The organism is Streptomyces sp. DS1-CR2 (assembly GCF_055760475.1).
This window is the reverse complement of record NZ_CM147085.1, coordinates 5,981,946-6,006,128: the sequence shown is the minus strand read 5'-3', so window position 1 is coordinate 6,006,128 and position 24,183 is coordinate 5,981,946. Positions and strand designations below refer to the sequence as shown.

Annotated in this window: 16 protein-coding genes; 9 read left to right on the top strand and 7 right to left on the bottom strand. The window is 71.2% G+C overall.

Going from position 1 to position 24,183, the window contains the following annotated elements; all coding sequences use genetic code 11:
• The first annotated feature begins 71 nt into the window (after positions 1-71).
• Positions 72-1,655: a M4 family metallopeptidase gene (locus ACY0PA_RS28735; RefSeq protein WP_473080459.1), complete on the top strand. Its 1,584-nt coding sequence runs from the start codon at positions 72-74 to the stop codon at positions 1,653-1,655.
• Between the two features lie 55 nt (positions 1,656-1,710).
• Here the strand turns inward: ACY0PA_RS28735 and ACY0PA_RS28730 are convergent, their stop codons facing one another.
• Entirely contained in the window at positions 1,711-2,232 is a 522-nt protein-coding gene (locus ACY0PA_RS28730) for a GNAT family N-acetyltransferase (protein WP_473080458.1), read from the bottom strand.
• A gap of 87 nt (positions 2,233-2,319) precedes the next feature.
• A complete protein-coding gene (gene glgP / locus ACY0PA_RS28725) occupies positions 2,320-4,938 on the bottom strand; it encodes an alpha-glucan family phosphorylase (RefSeq protein ID WP_473080457.1) in 2,619 nt (872 codons plus the stop codon).
• 488 nt (positions 4,939-5,426) lie between these two features.
• On the opposite strand from glgP, the gene ACY0PA_RS28720 reads away from it, so the two are divergent.
• From ACY0PA_RS28720 to glgB, 5 genes are all read left to right on the top strand, one after another.
• Entirely contained in the window at positions 5,427-6,632 is a 1,206-nt protein-coding gene (locus ACY0PA_RS28720) for a S8 family peptidase (RefSeq protein ID WP_473080456.1), read from the top strand.
• 194 nt (positions 6,633-6,826) lie between these two features.
• A complete protein-coding gene (locus tag ACY0PA_RS28715; protein WP_473080455.1) occupies positions 6,827-8,953 on the top strand; it encodes an alpha-1,4-glucan--maltose-1-phosphate maltosyltransferase in 2,127 nt (708 codons plus the stop codon).
• Positions 8,950-10,647: a maltose alpha-D-glucosyltransferase gene (treS, locus tag ACY0PA_RS28710; protein WP_473080454.1), complete on the top strand. Its 1,698-nt coding sequence runs from the start codon at positions 8,950-8,952 to the stop codon at positions 10,645-10,647. The genes ACY0PA_RS28715 and treS overlap by 4 nt, the downstream gene beginning before the upstream one ends.
• A 152-nt stretch (positions 10,648-10,799) precedes the next feature.
• Positions 10,800-12,227 carry a maltokinase N-terminal cap-like domain-containing protein gene (locus tag ACY0PA_RS28705; RefSeq protein ID WP_473080453.1) on the top strand — a complete coding sequence of 476 codons (1,428 nt, stop codon included), beginning with the start codon at positions 10,800-10,802 and terminating at the stop codon, positions 12,225-12,227.
• A complete protein-coding gene (gene glgB / locus ACY0PA_RS28700) occupies positions 12,224-14,464 on the top strand; it encodes a 1,4-alpha-glucan branching enzyme (protein WP_473080452.1) in 2,241 nt (746 codons plus the stop codon). Before ACY0PA_RS28705 ends, glgB begins: the two co-directional genes overlap by 4 nt.
• Here the strand turns inward: glgB and ACY0PA_RS28695 are convergent.
• The 4 genes from ACY0PA_RS28695 to ACY0PA_RS28680 form a co-directional block, all read right to left on the bottom strand.
• Entirely contained in the window at positions 14,451-16,694 is a 2,244-nt protein-coding gene (locus ACY0PA_RS28695) for a HelD family protein (RefSeq protein WP_473080451.1), read from the bottom strand. The two genes, glgB and ACY0PA_RS28695, sit on opposite strands and share 14 nt — an antisense overlap.
• Positions 16,695-16,895: 201 nt before the next feature.
• Positions 16,896-17,222 carry a thioredoxin gene (trxA, locus tag ACY0PA_RS28690; RefSeq protein ID WP_326711108.1) on the bottom strand — a complete coding sequence of 109 codons (327 nt, stop codon included), beginning with the start codon at positions 17,220-17,222 and terminating at the stop codon, positions 16,896-16,898.
• 1 nt (position 17,223) lies between these two features.
• Positions 17,224-17,628 (bottom strand): MerR family transcriptional regulator, encoded by a 405-nt coding sequence (locus tag ACY0PA_RS28685; RefSeq protein ID WP_329570189.1) that lies wholly within the window; start codon positions 17,626-17,628, stop codon positions 17,224-17,226.
• A 42-nt stretch (positions 17,629-17,670) separates the two neighbouring features.
• Positions 17,671-19,443: an MFS transporter gene (locus ACY0PA_RS28680; protein ID WP_473080450.1), complete on the bottom strand. Its 1,773-nt coding sequence runs from the start codon at positions 19,441-19,443 to the stop codon at positions 17,671-17,673.
• Between the two features lie 176 nt (positions 19,444-19,619).
• Here ACY0PA_RS28680 and ACY0PA_RS28675 point away from each other — a divergent pair, with 176 nt between their 5' ends.
• A complete protein-coding gene (locus tag ACY0PA_RS28675) occupies positions 19,620-20,228 on the top strand; it encodes a TetR/AcrR family transcriptional regulator (protein WP_473080449.1) in 609 nt (202 codons plus the stop codon).
• Between the two features lie 6 nt (positions 20,229-20,234).
• Here ACY0PA_RS28675 and ACY0PA_RS28670 read toward each other — a convergent pair whose 3' ends face one another.
• Positions 20,235-21,611 (bottom strand): cation:dicarboxylate symporter family transporter, encoded by a 1,377-nt coding sequence (locus ACY0PA_RS28670; RefSeq protein WP_473080448.1) that lies wholly within the window; start codon positions 21,609-21,611, stop codon positions 20,235-20,237.
• 213 nt (positions 21,612-21,824) lie between these two features.
• On the opposite strand from ACY0PA_RS28670, the gene ACY0PA_RS28665 reads away from it, so the two are divergent.
• Both ACY0PA_RS28665 and ACY0PA_RS28660 read left to right on the top strand, forming a co-directional pair.
• Complete coding sequence (locus ACY0PA_RS28665) at positions 21,825-23,456, top strand: sensor histidine kinase (protein WP_473080447.1); 1,632 nt, start codon at positions 21,825-21,827, stop codon at positions 23,454-23,456.
• Entirely contained in the window at positions 23,453-24,151 is a 699-nt protein-coding gene (locus ACY0PA_RS28660) for a response regulator (protein WP_473080446.1), read from the top strand. Before ACY0PA_RS28665 ends, ACY0PA_RS28660 begins: the two co-directional genes overlap by 4 nt.
• Positions 24,152-24,183 lie beyond the last annotated feature (32 nt).

Below are 24,183 nucleotides of genomic sequence, written 5' to 3'. Positions count from 1 at the left end.
ACCACCCGCACCACCCGCACCACCCAGCTAAGCACCACACAGCTCTCTTACCCCACACACAAGGAGCTTGCGTGACCCCCCACATAGCGCGCTTCACCAAGAAGCGTTCGACTCTGGCCATAGCCACCGCTGTTGCCGCCGGAGCCCTGCTGACCGCCGGAATCACCACCGGCGCGTCAGCACAGCCCGTGGCCGACGCGACGCCCGGCGCCGCGCCGATGAAGCTCTCGGGCGCCGCCCGCGCCGGCCTCCTCCAGGACGCCGACGCGAAGAAGGCCGAGACGGCCAAGGAGCTGAAGCTCGACTCCAGGGAGAAGCTCGTCGTCCGCGACGTGGTCAAGGACCGCGACGGCGCGACGCACACCCGCTACGAGCGCACCTACGACGGACTCCCGGTCCTCGGCGGCGACCTGGTCGTCCACGAGTCCAAGGCCGGCAAGTCCGAGGGCGTCACCCGCGCCACCTCGAAGAGAATCGCCGTGTCGACGGCCTCCGCCTCCCTCAAGGCCGCCCCCGAGGGCGCCCGCAAGGTGGTCTGGGCGGCGTCGGGCACCCCGCGCCTCGCCTACGAGAAGGTCGTCACCGGCACGCAGAAGGACGGCACGCCGCGCAAGCTGCACGTCGTCACGGACGCCGCGACCGGCAAGAAGATCTTCGAGTGGGACGCGATCCACACCGGCGCCGGCGAGAGCCAATACAGCGGCAGCGTGACGGTCGGCTCCACCAAGTCCGGTTCCTCGTACGCCCTCACGGACGCGGAGCGCGGCGGCCACAGCACGTACGACCTCAAGCACGGGTCGTCCGGCAAGGGCACGCTGTTCACCGACGCGGACGACAAGTGGGGCGACGGCACCGCCAACGACGCGGCCACGGCCGCGGTCGACGCCGCCTACGGCGCCCAGCTCACGTGGGACTACTACAAGGACGTGCTCGGCCGCAGCGGCATCAAGGGCGACGGCAAGGGTGCGTACTCGCGGGTCCACTACGGCAACGCGTACGTCAACGCGTTCTGGGACGACAGCTGCTTCTGCATGACGTACGGCGACGGCGAGGGCGACAAGAAGCCCCTGACGTCGATCGACGTGGCGGGCCACGAGATGACCCACGGCGTCACCGCGGCGACCGCGGGCCTCATCTACAGCGGTGAGTCCGGCGGCCTCAACGAGGCCACCTCCGACATCTTCGGCACCTCGGTCGAGTTCCACGCGAACAACCCCAAGGACGTCGGCGACTACCTCATCGGCGAGAAGATCGACATCAACGGCGACGGCTCGCCGCTGCGCTACATGGACAAGCCGAGCAAGGACGGCTCGTCCCTCGACAACTGGAAGGCCGGCGCGGGCGACGTCGACGTCCACTACTCGTCGGGCATCGCCAACCACTTCTTCTACCTGCTGTCGGAGGGCAGCGGGAAGAAGGAGATCAACGGGGTCTCGTACGACTCCCCGACCGCGGACGGCCAGCCGGCCGCGGGCATCGGCCGCGACAAGGCCGAGCAGATCTGGTTCAAGGCCCTGACGTCGTACTTCACGACGAACACGGACTACGCGGGCGCGCGCAAGGGCACGCTGAGTGCGGCCTCCGACCTGTACGGCGCCGACTCGGCGGAGTACAAGGCGGTCGACCGGGCGTGGGCCGCGGTCAACGTCAAGTGACGTAAGAGGTAAGTGAGTTGGGGGGCGGCACCGCGGGGTGCCGCCCCTTCGCGCGTCAGGCCTCGTACTCCGTGAGGTCGATCGCGTGCACCTGGAGCGCGAAGCCGTGCTTCGGGTGCGCGAACTCGCGTCCCTCCGTCATGCCCAGCTTGCGGGCGATGTTCTCCGAGCCCGTGTCACCCGGGCGGATCAGGGCGATGACCCGGTCGATGCCCCGGTCCTGGAGGGCGAACTCCAGGGTGGCCTGGGCGGCCTCGGAGGCGTATCCCTGACCCCAGAACTGGCGGCCGAGCCACCAGTTGATCTCGATGCCGGGCTGGAGCTCGGACACCGAGAGGCCGACGACACCGGCCAGCTCGCCGGAGGCGAGGAGCTCGACGGCGAACGGGCCGAAGCCCTCCTCGTCCCACTCCTCCTCCCAGCGCTCGATGTCCTCGGCCGTCCGCTCCAGGTCGCGCGGGCCGCCGTCACCGACCCGGCTCATGACGTCCGGGTCCGCCTGGATCTCGGAGAGGGGCACGAGGTCGTCGTCGGACCAGCGGCGGAGCAGGAGGCGGGGCGTCTGGATCTCGGTCATGGGTCCATCTTCGCCGAGACCCGCGACGCCGCCGACCATACGGCCGTCCTCAGCACATCCTCAGCGCACTCAGCAGCCTCAGCGCCCTCAGCGCAAGAGCACCCCCGCCGCCTCCGCGGCCGTCTCCGAGGGGACGGTCACCAGTCCCGTCTCCGCCGGCGAGGCGAGCAGCCGGTGGGCGGGCAGGATGCGGACCGTGTAGCCGTAGGGGCCCGTACGGTCGAGGGAGAGCGGGCCCTCGTACGCCCAGCGGCCGTCCAGATCCGGGCCGCCGGCCGGCTTGAGGGCCACCGTCGTCGCGTCGGAGATGCGGTCGTCGGAGCCGACGCGGCCGGCCACCGCCTGGACCTCGACGTCCTCGGGGCCGAGTTCGTCGAGCGCCACCCGCACGCGCAGCACCAGCGTCGCGCCGAGCTCGGCCGTGGCCGTGGACGCCTCCACATGGTCGACGGCCACCCGGGGCCAGGACGCGCGGACCCGGGACTTCCACCGGGCGAGCTCGCGCGCCGCGTCGGGGGTGAGGGCGCGGCCCGAGCGGGCCGCGGGGGCGTACAGCTTCTCGACGTACTCGCGGACCATGCGCCCGGCGAGGACCTTCGGGCCCAGGTGGGTCAGGGTGCGGCGGACCATCTCGATCCAGCGGTCGGGCAGCCCTCCGGGTCCGCGCTCGTAGAAGCGGGGGGCGACCCTGCGCTCGACGAGGTCGTAGAGGGCCGCGGCCTCCAGGTCGTCGCGCCGCTGCTCGTCGGTCGCCGTGCCGTCCGCGGTGGGGATCGCCCAGCCGAAGTCGGGCGAGAACCACTCGTCCCACCAGCCGTCGAGGACGGAGAGGTTGAGACAGCCGTTCAGGGCGGCCTTCATACCGGACGTCCCGCAGGCCTCCAGGGGACGCAGCGGGTTGTTGAGCCAGATGTCGCAGCCCGGGTAGAGCTTCTGCGCCATGGCCATGCCGTAGTCCGGCAGGAACACGATGCGATGGCGCACACGCGGGTCGTCGGTGAAGCGCACCAGCTCCTGCACGAGGCGCTTGCCGCCGTCGTCCGCCGGGTGTGCCTTGCCCGCCACGACGATCTGGACGGGCCGGTCCGGGTCGAGGAGCAGGCGCATCAGGCGGTCCGGGTCGCGCAGCATCAGGGTGAGCCGCTTGTAGGAGGGGACGCGGCGGGCGAAGCCGATGGTGAGGATGTCGGGGTCGAGCACCCCGTCGATCCAGCCCAGTTCCGCCGCGCCCGCGCCGCGCTGCCGCCAGGACGCGGCGAGGCGTTCGCGGACCTCGTCCACCAGGCGGCCGCGCAGCTCGCGGCGCAGCTCCCAGATGTCCCGGTCGGCGATGTCGGCGACGGCGTCCCAGCGGTCGGATCCTCCGGCAGCGAGCGCGTCCAGGGTGCGCTGTTCGCCGATGTGGCGGGCGCCGAGCCGCAGGACCTCGGGAGCCACCCAGGTCGGGGCGTGCACGCCGTTCGTGACGGAGGTGATGGGGACCTCCTCCGGGTCGAAGCCCGGCCACAGGCCCGAGAACATCTCACGGCTGACCCTGCCGTGCAGGGTGGAGACGCCGTTGGCGCGCTGGGCGAGGCGCAGGCCCATCACGGCCATGTTGAAGACGTTCGGGTTGCCTCCCGCGTAGGTCTCCATGCCGAGGCCGAGGATGCGTGCGGCGTCGATGCCGGGGAGTTCGGCGCCAGGGCCGAAGTGGCGGGCGACGAGTTCCCGGTCGAAGCGGTCGATGCCCGCGGGGACCGGGGTGTGCGTGGTGAAGACGGTCCCGGCGCGTACGGCTTCGATGGCGGCGTCGAAGTCCACCCCGAGTCCGGCGAGCTCGTGGATCCGCTCGACCCCGAGGAAGCCGGCGTGCCCCTCGTTCGTGTGGAACACCTCGGGCTCGGGATGGCCGGTGAGGCGGCAGTACGCGCGCACGGCCCGCACCCCGCCGATGCCGAGCAGCATCTCCTGGAGGAGCCGGTGCTCGCTGCCGCCGCCGTAGAGCCGGTCGGTGACGTTGCGTTCGCCGGGGCCGTTCTCCTCGACGTCCGAGTCGAGCAGCAGGAGCGGCACGCGGCCGACCTGCGCCTGCCAGACGCGGGCGAGCAGCCGGCCGCCGCCGGGCAGGGCGAGCGCGACACGGCAGTCGGTGCCGTCGGGTTCGCGCAGCGGGGTCAGCGGCAGTTCGTGCGGGTCGAGGACGGGATAGTGCTCCTGCTGCCAGCCGTCCCTGGACAGGGACTGCCGGAAGTAGCCGTGACGGTAGAGGAGTCCTACGCCGATCAGCGGCACCCCGAGGTCGCTGGCCGCCTTGAGGTGGTCGCCGGCGAGGATGCCGAGGCCGCCCGAGTACTGGGGCAGGGCGGCGGTGATGCCGAACTCGGGCGAGAAGTATCCGATGGCGGCGGGCAGACCGCCGCTCCGCATCTGTGTCTGGTACCAGCGGTCGCCCTCCATATAGGACCTGAGGTCGTCCGCGGCCTCGCCGAGCAGGCGCAGGAATCCCTCGTCGGCCGCGAGTTCGGCGAGCCGCGCGTGCGGCACGGCGCCGAGCAGTCTCACCGGGTCCCTGTCGGACGCGGCCCAGCGCCCGGGGTCCACGGCCTGGAAGAGGTCGCGCGTTCCGGTGTGCCAGGACCAGCGCAGATTGCGGGCCAGCTCGTGGAGGGGGGCGAGGGGCTCGGGCAGGACGGGACGGACGGTGAATCGACGGATGGCCTTCACGTTCTCACCTCTGTAGGGGGACGCGGCGGGCATACGCGCACACGTGCGAGGAGGACGCGCTCCGTCGCGCGGCCTCCGGCTGTCACCTCCGACGGTACGGGCACCGGGCTCCGGCTACCACGGCGCACGGGGTCGCGTCGGCACCTGTTTGACGGGCATCTCGCCGCATCGCGGGGGTCCTTGCCGAGGAACCGGCCGGTGCGCCGGTCGTACGCCATGAGGATGATCCGGTACGTCGCGCCGCTCCCGGCCGCGCTGCGCCGCCGCCCGCGTACCGCTGGAGGAAGTCCGGTTTTCGCCGCAACCTCGCCGCAACCGCCACCGGTCCCCCACGGGCGATATGGCCGATTCCGCCCCCTCATGCGGTCTTGTAGGGCCTGACGGCGCACGAGAGGCTGCCAAGCGGTGTGCGCGGATCCCGGCCGTCAGGACCGGCGGACGTGCAACTGCGGTCCTCGCGCGCCGAGTCGAGGGAGGGAACTCACGACATGACACTGACGCGCACAAGGCGTCTGCGCTGGGCGGGCGCGCTCACGGCCGTGACCACGGCGGCGGTGCTCTCGGCCGGCACGCTGCCCGTGCATGCCGCGCCCCGGCTGGGGCGCATACTCGGCGCCGGTGAGCCCGGCGCCGTCGCAGGCAGCTACATCGTGACGCTCAAGGGAGGAACGAAGGCACCGTCCGACACGGGCAAGGGTCTCGCCGAGAAGTACGGGGCGAAAATACGCCACACCTACAGCACGGCGCTGAACGGGTACGCGGTGCGCGCGGGCGAGACGCAGGCCAGAAGGCTCGCGGCCGATCCGTCGGTCGCCGCGGTCGTCCAGGACTCACGGGTCTCGCTCGACCACACCCGGAAGAACCCGCCGTCCTGGGGGCTGGACCGCATCGACCAGCGCGATCTGCCGCTCGACAAGTCCTACACATGGCCCGAGTCGGCGGGCTCGGGCGTGACGGCGTACGTCATCGACACCGGCATCCGGATCTCGCACCGGGACTTCGGCGGCCGGGCGCACTACGGCTGGGACTTCGTCGACGGCGACGCCACCGCCCAGGACGGCAACGGCCACGGCACGCATGTGGCCGGAACCGTCGCCGGTAAGGACTACGGCGTCGCGAAGAAGGCCGACGTGGTCGCGGTCCGCGTGCTCGACGACGCGGGCTCCGGGACGACCGCCCAGGTCATCGCGGGCATCGACTGGGTGACGAAGAACGCGCGCAAACCGGCCGTCGCCAATCTGAGCCTCGGCGGCTACGCCAACGCCCAGCTGGACGCGGCGGTGCGGGGCTCCATCGCCTCCGGTGTCACGTACACGGTCGCGGCCGGCAACGACGGCCTCCCGGCGAGCCTGTACTCGCCGGCCCGCGTGAAGGAGGCCATCACGGTCGGCGCGAGTGACCGCACCGATCGGCGCGCCGACTTCTCGAACTGGGGCACCCGGCTGGATCTGTTCGCCCCCGGCGTCGACATCACCTCGGCGGGGTACGCGAGCGACACGGGGAAAGCGACCTTCTCCGGTACGTCGATGGCGTCGCCCCACGTGGCGGGCGCCGCCGCGCTGTACCTGGCCGACCACGCCTCGGCCACCCCGGCCCAGGTGAGCCGGGCGCTGACGGGGCGCGCGGCGACGGGCCGGATCACGAACCCGCTGCCCGGCTCGCCGAACAAGCTGCTCCAGGTCAACAACCCGTAGACGAAAGGTGAGTTCATGGTCCGGTCCCGTCGTTCGCGGCGGGGCCGGACTTGTCTGTGTGCTTACGCGCGAGTAGTTAACAAAGCACCGGATTGCCCGCCCTGCGACCGTGGAAGGCTCCTCCGGTACACACTGCACGACCCTCTTCATCACCCCCGTTTCCGCAAGCCGAACCCCCGCGGTCAGGAGCGGTCATGCCCGCACAGAGTCCCTCGCCGAAGCCGCACACGGACCCGGCGAAGCAGTCGGCCAGAAGCGCGAAATCGCAGAAACCACCGGGCCGGCGGCGCCCATCGGCCACCTCCGCCACCACGCTCGGACGGATCCCCGTCCTGGACGTCCAGCCCCTCGTGGACCACGGCCGCAGGCCCGCCAAGGCGGTGGCGGGCGAGACCTTCCAGGTCAGCGCGACGGTCTTCCGCGAGGGCCACGACGCGGTGGCCGCGAACGTGGTGCTGCGCTCGCCGCGCGGCCGCACGGGCCCGTGGACCCCGATGCGCGAGCTGGCCCCCGGCACCGACCGCTGGGGCGCGCAGGTCACGCCCACGTCGGAGGGCCGCTGGACCTACTTCGTCGAGGCGTGGGGCGACCCGGTCACCACCTGGCGCCGCCACGCGCAGATCAAGGTCCCGGCGGGCATCGACACCGAACTCGTCCTGGAGGAAGGGGCGTTGCTGTACGAGCGCGCCGCCGGGGGCGTGCCGCAGCGCAAGGGGCAGCGCGAGACGGTGCTGCGCGCCGCCGCCGCGCTCCGGGACACCGCGCGCCCCGCCGCGGCCCGTCTGGCCGCCGCGCTCACCCCGCAGGTCGACGAGGTCCTGGCCCGCCACCCGCTGCGCGAGCTGGTGACCAGCTCCGACCCGCTGCCGCTCCGCGTGGAGCGCGAGCGGGCGCTGTACGGGGCGTGGTACGAGTTCTTCCCGCGCTCGGAGGGCGCGATCGTGCGCGAGGGGGAACCGCCGGTCTCCGGCACGTTCCACACCGCCGCGAAGCGCCTTCCGGCCATCGCGGCGATGGGCTTCGACGTCCTCTATCTGCCACCGATCCACCCCATCGGCACCACGTACCGCAAGGGTCCCGACAACTCGCTCTCCCCGGGGCCGCACGACGTGGGTGTCCCCTGGGCGATCGGCTCTCCGGAGGGCGGTCACGACGCGGTCCACCCGGACCTCGGCACGCTCGACGACTTCGACGCGTTCGTGCGCCGGGCCGCGGACCTGGGCCTGGAGATCGCGCTGGACTTCGCGCTCCAGTGCTCGCCCGACCATCCGTGGGTGGACAAGCACCCCGAGTGGTTCCACCACCGGCCGGACGGCACGATCGCGTACGCCGAGAACCCGCCGAAGAAGTACCAGGACATCTACCCGATCGCCTTCGACAAGGACATGCCGGGACTGATCGCTGAGACGACCCGCGTCCTGCGCTTCTGGATGGACCACGGCGTGCGCATCTTCCGCGTCGACAACCCGCACACCAAGCCCGTCGTCTTCTGGGAGCGGGTCATCAAGGGGATCAACCGCACCGACCCCGACGTGATCTTCCTGGCCGAGGCGTTCACGCGCCCCGCGATGATGCGCACCCTCGCGCAGGCCGGCTTCCAGCAGTCGTACACCTACTTCACCTGGCGCAACTCGAAGCAGGAACTCACCGAGTACACCACGGAGTTGGCCAGGGACACGGCCGCGTACATGCGTCCCAACTTCTTCGTGAACACGCCGGACATCCTGCACGCCTACCTCCAGGACGGCGGACGGCCCGCGTTCGAGGCGCGCGCGGTCCTGGCCGCCACACTCTCCCCCACCTGGGGCGTCTACAGCGGCTACGAACTGTGCGAAAACACCCCGCTACGCCCCGGCAGCGAGGAGTATCTGCATTCGGAGAAGTACGAACTGCGGCCGCGCGACTGGGAGTCGGCCGAGCACGAGGGGCGTTCGATCGCGCCCCTCATCACCCGGCTCAACGACATCAGGCGCCGCAGCCCCGCCCTGCGCCGGCTGCGTGACGTGCACTTCCACCACACCGACAAGGACACGGTCATCGCGTACTCCAAGTCGGTCGCAGGCGCACACGGCTCGAACACGGTTCTGGTGGTCGCCAACCTCGACCCTCACCACACCCAGGAGGCGACGGTGTCGTTGGACATGCCGCAACTGGGACTCGGCTGGCACGAGTCCGCACCGATGCGCGACGAGCTCACCGGTGAGACCTATCACTGGGGCAGGGCCAACTATGTGCGCCTCGAGCCGGGCCGTACGCCCGCGCACATCCTCACCGTCCTGCGACCGTCCTCACCGTTGATCGGAGGGTCACCCACACCATGACCGTCAATGAACCCGTCCCGGACACCTTCGAGGACACCCCCGCCAAGGACCGGGATCCCGACTGGTTCAAACGTGCCGTCTTCTACGAGGTCCTCGTCCGCTCCTTCCAGGACAGCAACGGCGACGGAGTCGGCGACCTCAAGGGCATCACCGCGAAACTGGACTATCTCCAGTGGCTCGGCGTGGACTGCCTGTGGCTGCCTCCGTTCTTCAAGTCCCCGCTGAGGGACGGCGGTTACGACGTGTCCGACTACACGGCGGTCCTGCCCGAGTTCGGTGACCTGGCCGACTTCGTGGAGTTCGTCGACGCCGCGCACCAGCGCGGGATGCGCGTGATCATCGACTTCGTCATGAACCACACGAGCGACCAGCACGAGTGGTTCCAGGAGTCCCGCAAGGACCCCGACGGGCCCTACGGCGACTACTACGTCTGGGCCGACGACGACAAGCAGTACGAGGACGCGCGGATCATCTTCGTCGACACTGAGGCGTCGAACTGGACCTTCGACCCTGTGCGCAAGCAGTACTACTGGCACCGCTTCTTCTCCCACCAGCCGGATCTCAACTACGAGAACCCGCGCGTCCAGGAGGAGATCGTCGCGGCCCTGCGCTTCTGGCTGGACCTCGGCATCGACGGCTTCCGGCTCGACGCCGTGCCCTACCTCTACGCGGAGGAGGGGACCAACTGCGAGAACCTGCCGGCCACGCACGAGCTCCTCAAGCGGGTCCGCAAGGAGATCGACGCGCACTACCCGGACACGGTCCTGCTCGCCGAGGCCAATCAGTGGCCCGAGGACGTGGTCGACTACTTCGGCGACTACACCTCCGGCGGCGACGAGTGCCACATGGCGTTCCACTTCCCGGTCATGCCGCGCATCTTCATGGCGGTGCGCCGCGAGTCGCGCCACCCGGTCTCGGAAATCCTGGCCAAAACGCCCGCCATTCCGTCGAGTTGCCAGTGGGGCATTTTCCTGCGCAACCACGACGAGCTCACGCTCGAAATGGTCACCGACGAAGAGCGCGACTACATGTACGCGGAGTACGCCAAGGACCCGCGCATGCGGGCCAACATCGGCATCCGCCGCCGCCTCGCGCCGCTCCTCGACAACGACCGCAACCAGATCGAACTCTTCACCGCCCTGCTGCTCTCCCTGCCGGGCTCGCCGATCCTCTACTACGGCGACGAGATCGGCATGGGCGACAACATCTGGCTCGGCGACCGCGACGCGGTGCGTACACCGATGCAGTGGACACCCGATCGCAACGCGGGCTTCTCGTCCTGCGACCCGGGCCGTCTCTCCCTGCCCACGATCATGGACCCGGTCTACGGCTACCAGGTCACCAACGTCGAGGCGTCCATGACCTCGCCGTCGTCTCTGCTGCACTGGACGCGCCGGATGATCGAGATCCGCAAGCAGAACGAAGCGTTCGGCCTCGGCTCGTACACCGAACTCCCGTCGTCCAACCAGGCGGTGATCGCGTTCCTGCGCGAGTACAAGGACGACCTCGTGCTCTGCGTGCACAACTTCTCGCGCTTCGCCCAGCCCACCGAACTCGACCTCCAGGCCTTCAGCGGCCGGCATCCGGTCGAGCTGATCGGCGGGGTGCGCTTTCCGGCCATCGGTGAACTGCCCTATCTCCTCACCCTCGCAGGTCACGGGTTCTACTGGTTCCGGCTGCGCAAGGACGCCTGAACGCCGCCCGGGGAGGGCCGGTTTCCGCCGCCCCTCCCTGGGCACCCATCACCACACACCCCGACACGTCCCGCTCGTACTGCCTCCGCCGCATTTCCGGGACGCCGCCCCGCACCCAGTCGCGGCCCGCCCCGGGGAAAGGACGTGACGCCATGCCGGATGCCGTCACCCGAACCGGCCCGACCGCGCGACCCGAGCTGCTCGCCTCGCTCGACCCGCTCCTGCGCGCGTGGCTGCCCCGGCAACGCTGGTTCGCGGGCAGAACAGCACCCGCCCTCACCCTGCTCGCCGCCACGGACCTGCTGCCGGTCGCGGCACGCCAGCCGGGCCTGATCCACGCCCTTGTGCGCACCGAGCCCACCCAGGACACCTATCAACTCCTGCTGGGCGTAAGGGAGTCACTGCCTCCCTATCTGGCGTCGGCCCTCATCGGCCATGTCACGCAGGGCCCCCTCGCCGGAAGCACGGTCTACGAGGCCCTGCTCGACCCCCGCCTGACGGACCTCCTCCTGGAGCGGCTGCGCCACCCGGGCCGCCTGGGCGGACTCCGCTTCGCGCACGACGGCGCGACCCCGATGCCGCCGGACCTCACCCCACGCCCCCTCGACGCGGAGCAGTCCAACTCGTCGATCATTTACGGAGATACGTTCATCCTCAAGGTGTTCCGCCGTGTGACGCCGGGCCTCAATCCGGATCTGGAACTCCAGCGCGCGCTGGCCGACGAGGGCTGCTCTCGCGCGCTCGCCCCGGTGGCGTGGTTCGAGACGACGGACGACGATCCGCTGTCGCTGGGCCTGCTCCAGCCCTACCTCACGGGCGCGACGGACGGCTGGGACCTCGCGCTCGGCGAGCTGTCCAAGGGGCAGGACTTCCGCCACGAGGCCCACGAACTGGGCCGCGCGACAGCGGAGATCCACCTCGCCCTCGCGCACGCCCTGCCGACGGTCACCCTGGGCCGCGCCCACACGGTGCAGCTGGCCCGGTCGATGAAGGACCGCCTGGACAAGGCGGTCCAGGCCGTACCGGCGCTCCATCCCTACGCGCCCGCGCTGCACACCGTCTTCGACGCCCTCGCGGCCGACACGACCCCCCGCACCGCCCAGCGCGTGCACGGGGACCTGCACCTGGGCCAGTGCCTGCGCTCGCCCGCCGGTGCCTGGTCGGTCATCGACTTCGAGGGCGAGCCGTCCCGCCCCCTGCCCGAACGCCGGCTGCCGCACCCGCCCGCCCGCGATGTGGCCGGCATGCTGCGCTCCTTCGACTACGCGGCCCGCACCAGCCTGCCCTGGGCGCCGGACTGGGCGCGCGGGTGCCGGGACGCCTACTGCGCGGGCTACGCGCAGGCCGCGGGCGACGATCCACGGACGGACCCGGTCCTGCTGCGCGCCTACGAGACGGACAAAGCGGTCTACGAAGCCGTCTACGAGGCCCATCACCGCCCGGACTGGCTGTCGATCCCCCTGTCGGCGATCGACCGCCTCGCCACGGAGGCCTCCGGCATGCCGCGTCCCCGCACCAAAGACGCGGACGCGGCACCGCGGCACCCCATGTCGACCCCGAGCCAGGAGGCCACCCCGTGACGCACGACCCCTCCCGCTCCACACCGCCCACACCCGTCACCGCCGCCCCTTCCCCCACCTCCGCCGCCGACCGCGACCGCCTCCTCGCCGGCACCCACCACGACCCGCACTCCACCCTCGGCGCGCACATCACGCCCTCCGGGACGGTGTTCCGGGCGCTGCGCCCGTACGCCCGCGCGGTCACGGTCGTCGCGGACGGCCTCCGGGTCGTGCTGCACGACGACGGCGACGGCTTCTTCTCGGGCCTCGCCGACCTGCCCGCACCCCCGGCCGACTACCGCCTCCGGGTCACCTACGAGGGCGCGGCCGAGCACGAGACCCCGGACCCGTACGGGCTGCTGCCCGCGCTCCGCGAATTCGACCTGCACCTGATCGGCGAGGGCCGGCACGAGCAGCTGTGGCAGGCGCTCGGCGCGCACCCCATGACGCACCAGGGCATCACCGGCACCCGCTTCACCGTCTGGGCACCCAACGCCCAAGGGGTGCGCGTCGTGGGCGACTTCAACTACTGGAACGGCACGGGCTTCCCGATGCGCTCGCTCGGCTCCACGGGGATCTGGGAGCTCTTCGTCCCGGCCCTCGGCGAGGGTGAGCTGTACAAGTTCGAGATCACCCGCCCGGACGGCTCGAAGACGATGCGCGCGGACCCGCTGGCCCGCCGCACGGAGGTCCCGCCCGCCAACTCCTCGGTCATCGACGCGTCGCACCACACCTGGCACGACGACGAGTGGATGGCCCGCCGCGGCACTCCGCCCGTGCACGAGGCCCCGTTCTCGGTCTACGAGATCCACCTCGCGTCCTGGCGGCCCGGCCTCACGTACCGCCAGCTGGCCGATCAACTCCCGGCGTACGTAGCCGACTTGGGGTTCACGCATGTAGAACTGATGCCCGTGGCCGAGCACCCCTTCGGCGGGTCGTGGGGCTACCAGGTCACCGGCTTCTACGCCCCGACGGCCCGCATGGGCACACCCGACGACTTCCGGCATCTGGTCGACGCGCTGCACCAGGCCGGCATCGGCGTCCTCATGGACTGGGTGCCGGCCCACTTCCCGCGCGACGACTGGGCGCTCGCCGAGTTCGACGGCCGCACCCTGTACGAGCACGAGGACCCGCTGCGCGCCGCCCACCCCGACTGGGGCACCCTCGAGTTCGACTACGGCCGCAAGGAGGTCCGCAACTTCCTGGTCGCCAACGCCGTGTACTGGTGCGAGGAGTTCCACATCGACGGCCTGCGCGTCGACGCCGTCGCCTCCATGCTCTACCTCGACTACTCCCGCGAGCACGGCCAGTGGACCCCGAACCAGTACGGCGGACGGGAGAACCTGGACGCGGTCGAGTTCCTCCAGGAGATGAACGCGACGCTGTACCGCAGGGTCCCCGGCGTCGTCACGATCGCCGAGGAGTCGACCGCGTGGGACGGCGTGACCCGGGCGACCCACCACATCGGACCGGGCGGTTTCGGGGGTCTCGGCTTCGGCCTGAAGTGGAACATGGGCTGGATGCACGACTCGCTCGGCTACGTGTCCCACGACCCGGTCCACCGCAGCTACCACCACGACGAGATGACGTTCTCGATGGTCTACGCGTACAGCGAGAACTACGTCCTGCCGATCTCGCACGACGAAGTGGTCCACGGCAAGAAGGCGCTGGTCTCCAAGATGCCCGGCGACTGGTGGCAGCAGCGGGCGACCCACCGCGCCTACCTGGGCTTCATGTGGTCCCACCCGGGCAAGCAACTCCTCTTCATGGGACAGGAGTTCGCGCAGGGCGCCGAGTGGTCGGAGGCGCACGGCCCGGACTGGTGGCTGCTCGACCCGTCGTACCCGGCGGAGCCCGACCACCGCGGTGTCCGCGACCTCACCCGCGACCTGAACGCCGTCTACCGCGGCGAACCGGCGCTCTGGCAGCGCGACATGGACCCGGCGGGCTTCGAGTGGATCGTCGGTGACGCGGCGCAGGACAACGTCTTCGCGTTCCTGCGCCGCGCCGCCGACGGCAGCCCGCTCATGTCGGTGTCCAACTTCTCGCCGGTGGTGCGCCACGAGTACCGGCTCGGCGCCCCCGACGACGTACCGGCCTGGCACGAGGTACTCAACACCGACGCGGCCCGCTACGGCGGTGGTGACGTCGGCAACACGGACCCGGTCAAGCCGGACGCCCAGGGTGCCCATGGGCGTCGGGCCAGTGTCCGGCTCACGCTCCCGCCGCTCGCGACGGTGTGGCTCAGGCCCGCGTGACCAGCACGCCGCGCAGCGACTCGGGCAGCTCCCCGCCGTGCACGACGCCGAGGGTCTGGGTGGCCCGGGTCAGCGCGACGTAGAGATCACTGACGCCGTACTCGCCCGGCTCCACGACCAGCACCCGGTCGAACTCGAGCCCCTTGGCCTGGCGGGGGTCGAGCAGCACCAGGTGCTTGGTGAGGTCGGGCTCGCCGCCCGCCACGACGTCCGGCAGCGCGGCGGCGAGCGCCGCGTGCAGCCTGCGCGGAGCGATCACCGCGAGCCGCCCCTCCTCGGGCGTGGCGGCGACGGCCTCCTCGGCCACGGCCTTCACGACGTCATCGGCCGCGCGCGCCCAGGGCCGCACGCCCGTCGAGCGGACCGAGGACGGCGGCTCGAATCCGGGGTGCTCGGCGCGCAGCACGGCCGCCGCCACGTCCATGATCTCGGACGGCGTGCGGTAGTTGACGCCGAGCCGGGTGTGCTCCCAGCGGTCCGCGACGTACGGCGCGAGGATCTTCTCCCACGATCCGACGCCGGCCTCCTCGGCGGTCTGCGCGGGGTCGCCGACCAACGTCATCGAGCGCGTCGGCGAGCGGCGCATCAGCAGCCGCCACGCCATCGGCGACAGCTCCTGCGCCTCGTCGACGATGATGTGCCCGAACGCCCAGGTCCGGTCGGCCGCCGCGCGCTCGGCGGCGCTGCGGTGGTCCTCCTCCTCGTACCAGTCGGCGACCCGCTCGGCATCGACGATGTCGTGCGCGGCGAGGACCTCGGAGTCCTCCTCGTCCTCGAACTCGTACGTCTCCGAGCCGCGGGAGAGTTCGAGCACGCCCTGCGCGTAGCCGATCCGCTCCTGGCGCGCCGCCTCGGCCAGGGCGCGTTCGGCGCTGTCGTCGACGCCGAGCAGCTCGGCGGCCTCGTCGAGGAGCGGAACGTCGGCGGGGGTCCAGTCCACCGGCCCTGTCACGTCGCGCCGGATCGTCTTCGCGTCCTCGACGGCCATGTGCACGGGTGCGGCCAGGAAGTCCGCGACCAGGCCCTGCGGGGTGAGCTGCGGCCACAGCTCCTCGATGGCGGCGTGCACTTCGGAGCTGGCGGCGACACCCTTGCCGAGCAGGGCGAGGTCGTCGGGGCCGAGGAAGTTGGGGCCGCCGTACGGGTCGGCGCCGATGCGCTCCGCGAGCTGGGCGGTGAGCGCGTCGATGATCCGGAAGGCGAAGTGGGGGCGGGCGAGGTTGTGCGGCAGGAGCGTGTCGCGGGCGGCCTGCCGGGCCTCGTAGGCGATCTCCCAGTCGAGGATGAGGTCACCGTCGTCGTGCCGGACGATCATCGGGGCGCCGGGCTCGGGGAGCTGCTGCCGGTCGCGCACGGCGAGCGCGAGGGCGTCCACCATGGCCTCGGCGCCCTTGACGGCGGCGGCGTGCTGGGTGTCCTCGGCGGTGGCGTGCACGCCGGGGAACAGCTCGCCGAGCGAGGCGAGCAGCACGCCGGTCTCGCCGAGCGCGGGCAGGACCTCGCCGATGTAGCCGAGGAAGGCGGGGTTCGGGCCGACGATGAGCACGGCGCGCTTGGCGAGGAGCTCCCGCTGCTCGTACAGGAGGAAGGCCGCGCGGTGCAGCGCCACCGCGGTCTTGCCCGTGCCGGGGCCGCCCTCCACCACGAGCACGCCGCGGTGCGAGTGGCGGATGATCCGGTCCTGCTCGGCCTGGATCGTCTGCACGATGTCGCCCATGCGGCCGGTGCGGGCCGAGTTCAGGGCGGCGAGCAGTACGGCGTCGCCCGTCGGGTCCTCGAACCCGGTGCGCTCCTCGTCACCCAGGTCGAGGATCTCGTCGTGCAGCTCGGTGACGGTGCGGCCCTCGGTGGTGAGGTGGCGCCGCCGCCTGATGCCCATGGGCGTGTGCCCGGTGGCGAGATAGAAGGGGCGGGCGACCGGCGCGCGCCAGTCGATCAGAATCGGGGTGTGCTCGCTGTCGTCCTCGCGAATTCCGATGCGTCCGATGTGATGCGCGGTGCCGCCCGCCTTTTCGGTGAGATCGATCCGGCCGAAGCACAGCGAACCGTCGACCGCGTTCAGCGCGGCGAGCAGGCCGGAACGCTCGACGACGAGGAGATCCCTTTCGAGCCGCGCCTGCTGCCCGGTGCCGACCGGTGTCAGGGCGTCCGTGACCGACTCCGCGGCGTCGCCGCGCAGCACATCGACGCGCGCGTAAAGCCGGTCGATGAATTCCTGCTCTTTCCGCAATTCAGCGGTTTCACGCGCTTCACGGGTTGACAAAGCGGCTCCCTGCCAGGTACAGTGTGTTTATTCGGCCCCTCGTGAGGGGCCTTTTCTGTGGGCACACAGAAACACTCAATATACCCCCTGGCAGGGTCCCATTACACCCCGGGGATTTCACCGCCGCTATTCGGTCCGTCCAACCGGGCCTCTGTCAGACCGGCGTGATCAGACGACCTCCGCCAGTTCCTCCAGAAGCCGCCGCTTCGGGCGGGCCCCGACCCGTGACCACACCGGCTCGCCGTCCTTGAAGACCATGAGCGTCGGCATCGACAGCACCCCGTACCGCACCGCGGTCTCCGGGTTGCGGTCCACGTCGATCACCACGACGTCGAGCCGCTCCCGCTCCTCGTCCGCGATGGAGCGCAGCACCGGCGCGAGCTGCCGGCACGGCCCGCACCACTCGGCGGTGAACTCCACCAGGACCGGCCGCCCGGCCCCCAGTACCTCTCCGTCGAAGTCCGCGTCCGTGACGTCCCTCAGATCCGTACTCATTTCACCCTCCCAGTTCGCAGCGCGGCGACGGGTCCTCGCCCGCCAGCGCGTCCATGGCCTCCTCGGCGCGCTCGAGCTGCGCGCCGACCTTCTCCCTCACGGCGGTCAACTCGCCGATGAGCGCATCGAGTTCACCGAGCTTGCGGCGGTACACGGCGAGCGAGGCGGGACACGAGTCACCCTCCGGATGCCCGGCCCGCAGGCACTCCACGAACGGCCGGGTCTCCTCCAGCTCGAACCCGAAGTCCTGGAGCGTCCTGATCTGCCGCAGCGCCCGCAGGTCCGCCTCGTCGTACGTGCGGTAGCCGTTGCCTCCGCGCCGCGCGGGCAGCAGCCCGCGCGACTCGTAGTACCTCAGCGTCCGCGTGGTCGTCCCCGCCCGCTCAGCCAGCTCTCCGATGCGCATGCCTTCGACGGTAAACGTTGACGCCGACGGAAAGGCCAGCGATTACGCGTTGCCCTGCGCGGCCGGCTCCTTCTCGGCGGCGTCCGGCTCGACGGCGAGCGTCTCGGCTGCCACGTCAGTCTCAGCTGCAATGTCAGGCTCGCCGGCAACGTCGGGCTCACCTTCAACGTCAGCGGCAGCGTCCGCCCCCGCCGCCCGCTCCCCGTGCCGCGGCAGCAGTACCGCCACCAGCACCGTCCCGACCCCGAGGATCACCGCGCCGACGACGCTCGTGTGGGCCACCGCGTCCGAGAAGGCGGAGCCCACCGCGTCGGCCATCTGCCGCGCGCCGCCCGCGAGCTGCTCTGCCTGCGCCGTGAGCTGGGCCGCCTGCTCGGGACTGGTCGCGCTCGCCGCCTTCTCGGCCACCTTGTGGGCCTGGTCGCCGATGCCCTGCGCCACCGCGTAGCCCGCACCCACCGAGTCCTGCGCCGTCGACAGCGCGTCGCCCGGCAGCTTCGTGCCCGCCGTGTTGTCCGCCAGCTGCGACGAGTACGAGCCGGCCAGGACCGAGCCGAGGATCGCGATGCCGAGCGAGCCGCCGAGTTCGAGCGACGTGTCGTTGACCGCGCCGCCCACGCCCAGCTCCGACTCGGGGAACGAGCCCATGATCGCGTCGGTGCACGGCGAGAGGGCCAGGCCGATCGCGAGGCCGAGGATGACCAGGGGCGGCACGAAGTCCCCGTACGAGGACGAGGCGTCGACCCGCGTCAGGAGCGCGAGCGCCGCCGTGCCGCCGACCATGCCGGCCGTCACCGTGATCTTCATGCCGATGCGCGGGGTGAGGTACCCCGTGAGCGCCGAGCCCACGAAGACCGCTCCGGCGAGCGGCAGCATGCGGACGCCGGTGGCCAGCGCGTCGTAGCCGAGGACGAACTGGAGGTGCTGGGTGAGGTAGTAGAAGGCGCCGAAGACCGCGAGGAAGAAGAGGGCGACCGCGAGGTTCGAGCCGGAGAAGCGGCGGTCCGTGAAGCGGCGGACGTCCAGGACCGGACGCGGGTGGCGCAGTTCCCACAGCACGAAGGCGACCAGGGCCACGCCCGCGACGACCGCGGCGCCGATCGCCTTGGCGCCCCAGCCGAAGTGCGGCCCCTCGATGATCATGTAGACGAGGGCGCCGACCCAGACGACGGAGAGCAGTCCGCCGACGTAGTCGATGCGGTGCTGGTGCGCCGCCTTGGACGGCGGTACGAGGACGAGGGCGCCGACGAGGGCGACGGCGGCCACGGGCACGTTGATCAGGAACGTGGACGACCAGCCGTGGTTGCGCAGGAGCGCGCCGGCGACCAGGGGCCCGGCGGCGATGGCGAGTCCCGCGGTGGCGGTCCACAGCACGATGGCCTTGGCGCGCTCGGCGCGCGGGAAGGTGGCCGCGAGCAGCGACAGCGTGGCGGGCATGATCATGGCCGCGCCGACGCCCATCACCGCGCGGGCCGCGATGACCCCGGTGGAGCTGTCGACGAGCGAGCCCGCGACGGCGCCGCCGCCGAAGACTACGAGGCCGAGGACGAGTGCCCCGCGCCGGCTGTACTTGTCGCCGATCGCCCCGAGCAGCAGCATCAGGGCCGCGTACGGGACGGTGTAGCCGTCGATGACCCACTGGAGGCCGGCGCTGGTCAGGCCGAGGTCCTTGGTCATGTCGGGCGCCGCGACGGTGAGCGCGGTGTTCGCCATCACGATGATCAGCAGGCTCAGGCAGAGCACGAGCAGGGCCCACCAGCGGCGGGCGTACGGCCGGTCCATCCCCTCGACCGGTTCCTTCACGACGAGGCGCATTCCCCTGCCACCCTCCGGGGCCCTCGGCCCCACAGTCCACGAGTCCATGTGTCCATGTGTCCACGGACATTGCACAGCGATGTGCAATTACACAACGCTGTGCAATTTACGTGATTGCACAGCACTGTGCAAAACCACACGTGAACGGGGTCGGTACCGGGGTGCAGAATGGGCGCGTGACTTCAGGTCGAGCCGACACCAACCGCCGCCGCATCCTCGACGTCGCCCTCGCCGAGCTGCTGCGCGACCCGGATGCGTCCATGGACCAGATCGCCAGGGCCGCGGGCGTCGTCAGGCGCACGGTCTACGGGCACTTCCCCAGCCGCGAGGCGCTCGTGGCCGCGCTGGTCGACGACGCCGCGCAGGCCGTGGGCGCCGCACAGACCGGCGCGCAGGCCGAGAGCTCCGCGAACGGGGACGGCCCGGCCGAGGCCGTGGCCCGCTCGATCCTCTCCGTCTGGGAGATCGCCGACCGCTACCGGCTCCTGGTCTCCCTCGCGCAGCGCAGCGTCTCCATGGAGGGCATCCGCACCAGCCTCGCCCCGGTGCGCGAGTCCTGCGTCGAGATGCTCCAACAGGGCCTGACTTCGGGTGAGTTCACCTCGCCGCTGCCCGCGCAGGCGCTCGGCTACGTGCACGAGCAGGTGGTGTTCGCGCTGATGGAGGCGGTCAACGACGGCCTGCTTCCAGCACAAGAGGCGGGCCGCTCCGCCGCGGTCACCCTGCTGACCGCGGCGGGCGTACCCGCCTCACGCGCCACCGAACTGGTGGCCAGGCTCGGCTGACCGAGGTCAGGCCTTCGCCAGCTCCTTCTCGTCCCCGCCCCGCTGGTCCGGGACCTCGGCGGGAGCGTCGTCGCTCCCGTCGTCCACGAGCGTGCGCTCGTCGAAGGGCAGGTCACCGGCGAGGACGCGCGCGACGCGGTCCTTGTCGACCTCACCCGTCCACGTACCGATGAGGAGCGTGGCGACGGCGTTGCCCGCGAAGTTGGTCAGGGCGCGGGCCTCGCTCATGAAGCGGTCGATGCCGATGATCAGGCCGACGCCGTCGACGAGCGCGGGCTTGTGCGACTGGAGTCCGCTGGCGAGCACCGCGATACCGGAGCCGGAGACACCCGCGGCGCCCTTCGACGCGACCATCATGAACAGCAGCAGGCCGATCTGCTGGCCGATGGCGAGGGGCTGGTCCATGGCGTCCGCGATGAACAGCGAGGCCATGGTCAGGTAGATCATCGTCCCGTCGAGGTTGAACGAGTACCCGGTCGGCACGGTGATGCCGACGACGGGACGGCTGACGCCCAGGTGCTCCATCTTCGCGATGAGCCGCGGCAGCGCGGACTCGGAGGACGAGGTGGACAGGATCAGCAGGAACTCGCGGCCCAGGTACTTCAGGAGCGCGAACAGGTTGTACCCGGTGGCCAGGCGCAGCAGGGTCCCGAGGACCACGACGACGAACAGGATGCAGGTCACGTAGAAGCCGAGCATGATCGTGGCCAGCGCCTTCAGCGCGTCCACACCGGTCTCGCCGATGACGGCCGCCATCGCGCCGAACGCGCCGACGGGCGCGGCCCACATGATCATGCCGAGGACGCGGAAGACCAGCTTCTGGATGTGCTCGACGCCCTTGAGGACCGGCTGGCCGGCCTTGCCCATGGCCTGCAGCGCGAAGCCGACGAGCAGTGCGACCAGGAGTGTCTGGAGCACCTGTCCCTCGGTGAACGCCGAGACCAGGGTCATCGGGATGATCCCGAGGACGAAGTCGACGGGGCCCTCGGCGGCGTCCTTCGCCGCGCTGTGGCCGACGTCCTTCACGGCCTGCGTGAGGTGCATGCCGTCGCCCGGGTGCAAAATGTTGCCCACCACCAGGCCGATGGCCAGCGCGACCACCGACATGACCATGAAGTAGCCGAGGGCGAGCCCGCCGACCTTGCCGATCTTGGCGGCCTTGCGGACGGAACCGACGCCGAGCACGATCGTGCAGAAGATGATCGGCGAGATCATCATCTTGATCAGGGCCACGAAGCCGGTGCCGACCGGCTTGAGCTCCTTGGCGAAGTCCGGCCAGATGAAGCCGACCGCGATGCCCAGCAGGACGGCACCGATGACGGCGATGTACAGATAGTGGGTGCGGTCTCGCTTGGTGGCGGGTGCCACCTGGGTCTCGGCCACGGGTGCCTCCTGACGACGGTGTCTGGCGTGCGGCGTACTGCGTACGGGGAACCTGCACGTACGCGCCATCCGTGCGGCTCACGTCTGGCGAATCACGGTGACTATCTCCCGGCTTGTGAGGGCCGTCACCCTTCCGTTCATTTAGTTCGCGCTTATACGTTCAAGTAGTTCACGCTTAAACGTTCAGGCCCGTACGAGAGGCACACTGGGCCCATGCGCTTCCCCTTCCCGCCACGCGTCCGCAGCCTGGCCGGCCAGCTCTTCGCGATGCAGGTCGTCCTGGTCGCCGTCGTGGTCGCGGGGTGCGCGCTGTTCACGTACATCAGCGACGGCAGCCAGGCCGAGGCCGCCGCCACGCGCCAGGCCACGGCGGCGGCCCGCGCGGTCGCGGACGCGCCCTCCGTCCGCGCGGCGATCACCGGGGGCGGCGACCCGACCCGCACACTCCAGCCGTACGCGACCGACGTCCAGCGCCACACCGGCGTGGACTTCGTCACGATCATGGATCCGCACGGCATCCGCTGGACGCACCCCGACGAGCGCCGCATCGGCGAGCGCTTCCTCGGCCACATCGGGCCCGCCCTGCGCGGCCGGACCTTCTCGGAGACGTACACGGGCACGCTCGGCCCGTCCGTGCGGGTGGTGACCCCGGTCATGTCGGGGCAGCGGATCATCGGCCTGGTCAGCGCGGGCATCACCGTCGACGAGATCAGCGCCCAGGCACGCGGCCAGGTCATCGCCCTCGCCGGCGTCGCGGTGGGCGCTCTCGTCCTCGGCGGCATCGGCACGTACGTCATCAACGCCCGGCTGCGGCGGCACACCCACGGCATGAACGCGACCGAGCTCAGCCGCATGCACGCCTACCACCAGGCGGCGCTGCACGCGGTGCGCGAGGGTCTGGTGATGCTCGACGGGCAGCGCCGGATCGCGCTCATCAACGACGGGGCGCGCGAGCTGCTCGGCGTAGGCGACGAGGCCGTCGGGCGCAACGTCGCGGAACTCGGCCTGCCCACTCCGCTCACGGGCGCGCTCCTCGCTGCGGAGCCCCGCGTCGACGAGGTGCACCTCACCACCGACCGCGTCGTCGTCGTCAACACCTCCCCCGTCTCCAGCGGCGACCGGCGCGGCACCGTGGTGACCCTGCGCGACCACACCGAGCTCCAGGCGCTCATGGGCGAGCTGGACTCGGAGCGGGGCTTCACGCAGGCGCTGCGCTCGCAGGCCCACGAGGCCGCGAACCGGCTCCACACCGTCGTCTCGCTCATCGAGCTTGACCGGGCCGACGAGGCGGTCGACTTCGCGACGGCCGAACTGGAGCTGGCGCAGACCCTCACCGACCAGGTCGTCGCCGCCGTGAACGAGCCGGTGCTCGCCGCGCTCCTGCTCGGCAAGACCGCGCAGGCCAACGAGCACGGCGTGGAGCTGGAGATATCCGAGGACAGCCGCATCGACGACGGCCTGGTGCCGCCCACCCTGCCGGCCCGCGACCTCGTGACGATCCTCGGCAACCTGCTCGACAACGCGGTCGACGCGGCACAGGGCTCCCCCCACGCGAAGGTGACGGTCACGGCCCGCGCGCAGGACGACACCCTGCTGCTGCGGGTCACGGACACGGGCCCGGGTGTCGCCGACGGCCACACGGACGCGGTCTTCGAGCGGGGCTGGTCCACCAAGCCGGCCGGTCCCGGCGGGCGCGGCCTCGGTCTCGCGCTCGTCCAGCAGTCCGTCGCCCGTAACTCCGGCACCCTGACCCTGGCCGAGTCCCCCACGGGCGGCGCACAGTTCACTGTCGTCCTGCCCCTCCAGCGCACGAGCGCGACCACGCCCACGGGAGGCACCACGTGACCGATCCCGACGCCACCGGCGGCACCATTCGCGTACTGGTCGTCGAGGACGACCCCGTGGCCGCCGACGCCCATGTCCTGTACGTGAACCGGGTCCCCGGCTTCACCGCGATCGGCAAGGCGCACACAGCCGCCGAGGCGCACCGCGCCCTGGAGCGCACCCAGGTCGACCTGCTCCTCCTCGACCTGCACCTCCCCGACGGCCACGGTCTCCAGCTGGCGCGCTCGCTGCGGGCGGCCGGCCATCACACGGACGTGATCGCGGTGACCTCGGCCCGCGATCTCACGGTGGTCCGCGAAGGGGTCTCGCTCGGCGTGGTGCAGTACGTACTGAAGCCCTTCACGTTCCCGACGCTGCGCGACCGGCTCGTGCGCTACGCGGAGTTCCGGGCGGCGGCGGGCGAGGCGGGCGGCCAGGACGAGGTCGACCGCGCCCTGGCCACGCTGCGCGCCCCCGGTCCGGCCGCGCTGCCCAAGGGGCTGAGCGCACCGACGCTGGAGCGCGTCACGCGAACGCTGCGCGCCGCTCCCGAGGGTCTGACCGCCGCGGCGGCCGCCGAGTCCGTGGGCATCTCGCGCATCACGGCCCGCCGCTACCTGGAGCATCTCGTCGAGTCGGGCCGGGCCGCCCGCAGCCCCCAGTACGGCCAGGTGGGCCGACCTGAGCTGCACTACCGCTGGCTCAAGACGGTCTAGACCATTGGTCAACCACCCACTCCTGCACGGGG

Coding starts and splice junctions, on each gene's coding strand:
- ACY0PA_RS28730 (WP_473080458.1), bottom strand. CDS start 2,232: ATGACCGAGATCCAGACGCCCCGCCTCCTGCTCCGCCGCTGGTCCGAC.
- ACY0PA_RS28720 (WP_473080456.1), top strand. CDS start 5,427: ATGACACTGACGCGCACAAGGCGTCTGCGCTGGGCGGGCGCGCTCACG.
- ACY0PA_RS28715 (WP_473080455.1), top strand. CDS start 6,827: ATGCCCGCACAGAGTCCCTCGCCGAAGCCGCACACGGACCCGGCGAAG.
- treS (WP_473080454.1), top strand. CDS start 8,950: ATGACCGTCAATGAACCCGTCCCGGACACCTTCGAGGACACCCCCGCC.
- ACY0PA_RS28705 (WP_473080453.1), top strand. CDS start 10,800: ATGCCGGATGCCGTCACCCGAACCGGCCCGACCGCGCGACCCGAGCTG.
- trxA (WP_326711108.1), bottom strand. CDS start 17,222: ATGAGTACGGATCTGAGGGACGTCACGGACGCGGACTTCGACGGAGAG.
- ACY0PA_RS28685 (WP_329570189.1), bottom strand. CDS start 17,628: ATGCGCATCGGAGAGCTGGCTGAGCGGGCGGGGACGACCACGCGGACG.
- ACY0PA_RS28680 (WP_473080450.1), bottom strand. CDS start 19,443: ATGCGCCTCGTCGTGAAGGAACCGGTCGAGGGGATGGACCGGCCGTAC.
- ACY0PA_RS28665 (WP_473080447.1), top strand. CDS start 21,825: ATGCGCTTCCCCTTCCCGCCACGCGTCCGCAGCCTGGCCGGCCAGCTC.